The following is a 4617-nucleotide window of genomic DNA, read 5'->3' as shown; positions in this document are numbered from 1 at the left end:
CACCTGTTAACGGGGGTTTTGTGCACCCCAATCCTCGGGGTGCAAAACATGCCTAAAACCGCCCCCGGGACAGTCGTTTACACTCACCCCCGCCGGGGGGGGCGCGCTCCGCGCGCCCCCGCGCGGTGCCATATCCGAACCACTCCACGGAGGCCCTGCGGTGCACGAACTGCCGCAACAGCTGGCCAATGGACTCATCCTCGGCGCGATGTACGGACTCATCGCGATCGGTTACACGATGGTCTACGGAATCATCCAGCTCATCAACTTCGCCCACGGCGAGATCTTCATGATCGGAGGCTTCGGAGCACTCACCGTGTACCTCTGGATGCCGGCCGGCGCCAACCTCCTCGCAATCATCCCCCTCATGATCATCGGCGGCGTCATATGCTCCGTCGCCATCAGCACAGCAGCCGAACGCTTCGCCTACCGGCCCCTGCGAAACGCCCCCCGGCTCGCACCCCTCATCACCGCCATCGGCCTCTCCCTCGCCCTCCAGCAAGCCATCTGGAAGTGGTACCCGGACGCCAAGAAGGACCGTTCCTTCCCCCAGTTCAAGGGCGAAGCGATCGACATCTTCGGCGCCCACATCCAGCGCGGTGACATCTTCGTCCTCATCTCCGCGCCCATCTGCATGATCGCCCTCGGCCTCTTCGTCTCCAAGACCCGCGCCGGCCGCGGCATGCAGGCCACCAGCCAGGACCCCGACACCGCGAAGCTCATGGGGATCAACACCGACCGCATCATCGTCATGGCCTTCGCCATCGGTGCCGCGTTCGCAGCCGTCGCCGCCGTCGCCTACGGGCTCAAGAACGGCCAGATCGGCTTCAAAATGGGCTTCATCATGGGGCTCAAGGCCTTCACCGCAGCCGTACTCGGCGGAATCGGCAACATCTACGGCGCCATGCTCGGCGGCGTCGTACTCGGCATCGCCGAATCACTCGCCACCGGCTACATGAGCGACGTCCCCGGCATGGAACTCTTCGGCGGCGGCGCCTGGAAGGACGTATGGGCCTTCGTCCTCCTCATCATCGTCCTGCTGCTCCGCCCCCAGGGCCTGCTCGGCGAACGCGTCGCGGATCGGGCGTGATACGGATGACCACTGACACCACCACCACGCCCCCCGCTCCCGCCCTGATCCCGATGCCCGCCACCACGGCCCGCATCGCCACCACGGCAGGCGCAGCCGTCGCACTCGCCGGCACCTTCCTCGCCTGGACCTGGACCGACCAATTCCCCGGCGACCTCACCGTCACCGGCTACCCCGGCGGCCTCCAGGTCCTCACCCTCATCGGCGCCGCACTCACCCTGATCCTCACCCTCTCCGGGTACGGCATCCGCGGCCTCCACTGGCTCACCCCCGGCGGCACCAACAGCCCCGTCCGCCTCCTGGCAATCGGCACCTTCGCCACCACCGCCTACGCCATCGGCGCCATCACCTACGACCTCGGCGGCATCGTCAACCTCGAGCCCGGCGCCTGGGTCAGCGGAATCGGCTCGCTCATCGCCGTCCTCGCCGCACACGGACTCCCCGCCGACCAGCCGCTGGCCGACACCGGGACCCCCACCACCGGCTGGCAGCGCTTCCGCCACGGCCTCAGCGCCCCCGCACCGCGGCGAGCCGCGCCCATCCCCGCCTGGGCCGAAATCCTCACCATCGCCATCGCGTTCGGCGTCGGCCTCTACGTCTTCGCCTACGGTGTCGACACCGACTACACGGAACTCTTCATCGGGTTCCTCATCACCGCCGCCTTCACCTTCACCGCGCTGAACCGTGCCGGACTCATCTCCCGCATCACCGCGCTGACCGCGAAGCACCGCAACATCACCCTCACCGCCGCACTCGTCGCAGCAGTCTGCTTCCCTTTCACACAGCAGAAAGAGGAATACGCGCTCATCGGCGCCAACATCCTCATCTTCGCGACCGTCGCACTCGGCCTCAACGTCGTCGTCGGCCTCGCCGGCCTCCTCGACCTCGGATACGTAGCCTTCCTCGGCGTCGGCGCCTACGCCGCCGCCCTGGTCTCCGGCTCCACCATGTCCGCCATCGGTGTCGAATTCCCCTTCTGGGCCGCCGTCCTCACCGGTGCCGGAGCCTCACTCGTCTTCGGCGTACTCATCGGCGCACCCACCCTGCGGCTACGCGGCGACTACCTCGCCATCGTCACCCTCGGCTTCGGTGAAATCTTCCGCCTCACCGTGAACAACCTCAACGGCAACAGCGGACCCGACCTCACCAACGGCTCCCAGGGCATCCCGAGCATCCCCGACCTCAACCTCTTCGGGATCGACTTCGGGCTCAAGCACGACATCGGCGGCTTCACCCTCGGCAGGTCAGCCAACTACTACCTGCTCATGCTCGTCTTCACCGCCGTCGTCGTCCTCGTCTTCCGCCGCTCCGGAGAATCCCGCATCGGACGCGCCTGGGTCGCCATCCGCGAGGACGAGACCGCAGCCACCGCCATGGGCATCAACGCCTTCCGGCTCAAACTGCTCGCCTTCGCCCTCGGCGCCACCCTCGCCGGACTCGCCGGAACCGTACAGTCACACGTCAACTACACCGTGACACCGGAGCAGTACCAGTTCGCCGGCTCCGTACCCCCCAACTCCGCCTTCCTCCTCGCCGCCGTCATCCTCGGCGGCATGGGAACCCTCAGCGGACCCCTCGTCGGCGCGGCGCTCCTCTACCTCATCCCGGCGAAACTCCAGTTCATGCAGGACTACCAGCTCTTCCTCTTCGGCATCGCACTCATCCTCCTGATGCGCCTGCGCCCCGAAGGACTGGTCGCCGACCGCAGGAAACAGCTCGAATTCCACGAGACCGGCCAACTCGACGTACCCGACGACGCCGGCATCGCCAAGGCGGGGGCGTGACCACCATGACCACCACCAAGACCGTCACCCCCGTGCTCGACGCCAGCGGCGTCACCATGCGGTTCGGCGGCCTCACCGCCGTCCACGACGTCGACCTCACCGTCAACGCGGGCGAAATCGTCGGCCTCATCGGCCCCAACGGCGCCGGCAAGACCACCTTCTTCAACTGCCTCACCGGCCTCTATGTCCCCACCGAGGGCAAGGTCAGCTACAAGGGCACCGTCCTGCCGCCCAAGCCCCACCTCGTCACCCAGGCAGGCATCGCCCGTACCTTCCAGAACATCAGGCTCTTCGCCAACATGACCGTTCTGGAGAACGTCCTCGTCGGACGCCACACCAGGACCAAAGAAGGCCTCTGGTCCGCCCTCCTGCGCCTCCCCGGCTTCACCAAGGCCGAGAACGCCAGCCGGGAACGCGCCATGGAACTCCTGGAGTTCATCGGTCTCCAGGACAAGGCCGACCACCTCGCGCGCAACCTCCCCTACGGAGACCAGCGCAAGCTCGAGATCGCCCGCGCGCTCGCCAGCGACCCCGGACTCCTCCTCCTGGACGAGCCCACCGCCGGCATGAACCCGCAGGAGACCCGCGTCACCGAAGAACTCATCTTCGCCATCCGGGACCAGGGCATCGCCGTACTCGTCATCGAGCACGACATGCGCTTCATCTTCAACCTCTGCGACCGCGTCGCCGTACTCGTCCAGGGCGAAAAACTCGTCGAAGGCACCTCCGACGTCGTCCAGAGCGACGAACGCGTCGTCGCCGCCTACCTCGGCACCCCCTTCGAAGGCGCCCCCGGCGCCGACGAGGTCGCCGAGGTCGAAGCCGCCGAGGCCGTCGCCACCAAGACCACGGCCGACACCACAAAGAGCACGGCAGACACCACCAGGACCACGGCCGACACCACCGACACCACGGCCCCCACCGCTCCCGCCGCCACCGAGGAGGAGGACACCCGATGACCGCACTGCTAGAGGTCGAGGACCTCCGCGTCGCCTACGGCAAGATCGAAGCCGTCAAGGGCATCTCCTTCAGCGTCGAAGCCGGCCAGGTCGTCACCCTGATCGGCACCAACGGTGCGGGCAAGACCACCACCCTGCGCACCCTCTCCGGCCTCCTCAAGCCGCTCGGGGGCCGCATCCTGTTCGACGGCAAACCGCTGACGGGCATCCCCGCGCACAAGATCGTCTCCCTGGGCCTGGCGCACTCCCCCGAGGGCCGCCACATCTTCCCCCGGCTGACGATCACCGAGAACCTCCAGCTCGGCGCCTACCTCCGCAACGACAGGGCGGGCATCGAGAAGGACATCCAGCGCGCCTACGACCTCTTCCCCATCCTCGGGGAACGCCGGAAGCAGGCCGCCGGCACCCTCTCGGGCGGCGAACAGCAGATGCTCGCCATGGGCAGGGCCCTGATGTGCCAGCCCAAGCTCCTGATGCTCGACGAACCCTCCATGGGCCTCTCCCCGATCATGATGCAGAAGATCATGGAGACCATCGTCGAACTCAAGGCCCAGGGCACCACCATCCTGCTCGTCGAGCAGAACGCCCAGGCCGCGCTCTCCCTGGCCGACACCGGCCACGTCATGGAGGTCGGCAAGATCGTCCTCTCCGGCACCGGCGCGGACCTCCTCCACGACGAGTCGGTCCGCAAGGCCTACCTCGGCGAGGACTGAGCCCGCGAGCCCGGCCGCGGCCACCGTCGCACCGCTGCCGCCGCCCCCGGCCCCGGCGCCCGCCGCGACCC

At 67.6% G+C, this 4617-nt stretch carries 4 protein-coding genes; all 4 read left to right on the top strand.

Annotated elements, in window-relative coordinates; translation table 11 throughout:
- The first annotated feature begins 160 nt into the window (after positions 1–160).
- The 4 genes from ACFVJX_RS35910 to ACFVJX_RS35895 are packed head-to-tail and all read left to right on the top strand — an operon-like array spanning position 161 to position 4546.
- Positions 161–1090 (top strand): branched-chain amino acid ABC transporter permease, encoded by a 930-nt coding sequence (locus ACFVJX_RS35910; protein WP_384135295.1) that lies wholly within the window; start codon positions 161–163, stop codon positions 1088–1090.
- 5 nt (positions 1091–1095) lie between these two features.
- Positions 1096–2874 (top strand): branched-chain amino acid ABC transporter permease, encoded by a 1779-nt coding sequence (locus ACFVJX_RS35905; RefSeq protein ID WP_384135298.1) that lies wholly within the window; start codon positions 1096–1098, stop codon positions 2872–2874.
- Complete coding sequence (locus ACFVJX_RS35900; RefSeq protein ID WP_384135301.1) at positions 2871–3833, top strand: ABC transporter ATP-binding protein; 963 nt, start codon at positions 2871–2873, stop codon at positions 3831–3833. Before ACFVJX_RS35905 ends, ACFVJX_RS35900 begins: the two co-directional genes overlap by 4 nt.
- Positions 3830–4546, top strand: coding sequence for an ABC transporter ATP-binding protein (locus ACFVJX_RS35895; RefSeq protein ID WP_384135304.1), 717 nt, complete (start codon positions 3830–3832; stop codon positions 4544–4546). Before ACFVJX_RS35900 ends, ACFVJX_RS35895 begins: the two co-directional genes overlap by 4 nt.
- Positions 4547–4617: the final 71 nt, after the last annotated feature.

This window comes from Streptomyces sp. NPDC127177 (genome assembly GCF_042672475.1).
Classification (GTDB): Bacteria; Actinomycetota; Actinomycetes; order Streptomycetales; family Streptomycetaceae; genus Streptomyces.
The sequence above is the reverse complement of the archived record's forward strand: the minus strand, read 5'-3'. Positions and strand labels throughout refer to the sequence as shown.